General features: G+C 55.7%; 1 pseudogene. It reads right to left on the reverse strand.

Annotated features, from left to right (window positions below):
* Positions 1-485 (reverse strand): annotated as a pseudogene (locus tag ACTHUR_RS19450) (AMP-binding protein); the annotation flags it as partial.

Below are 485 nucleotides of genomic sequence, written 5' to 3' on the forward strand. Positions count from 1 at the left end.
GTAAAAGTTCGTGTTCGATTTGGGTCAGCGACACGCGTTTGTCCTCAAATTTAATAATGCGGTCTTGGCGACCGAGTAACAGAAAACCGTCATCTTGCGGCTCGATCAAATCGGCGGTTTGGCGGCGTTCGGGCGACCAAGGCGAAGAAGCCCAAAGTGCGCCTTCTTCGTTTTGCCCGATTTCCACGCCTTCGAAAGGCTGCCATTCTTGGCGTTCGCAACGTGAGGCAATCACGCCGGTTTCGGTACTGCCATAAACTTCAAACGGGCGGACGGCAGCCTGTTGCAGCAAATCCGCCGTGGCAGAAGGAAGCGCGCCGCCGGCCGAGACAATGCCTGCAATTTTATGGCCGATACTTTGCCAGTTGCGGTTTTCGCCCAAGCGGTTGAGTACGGCCGGGCTGGCAATCCAAACCACTTTATCGTGTGCGGCCGTGCTGGAAAGCAGGTTTTCCGGATAAACCGCCTGCTGTCGTTCCATAGTC

The organism is Neisseria sp. P0021.S007, assembly GCF_051956855.1.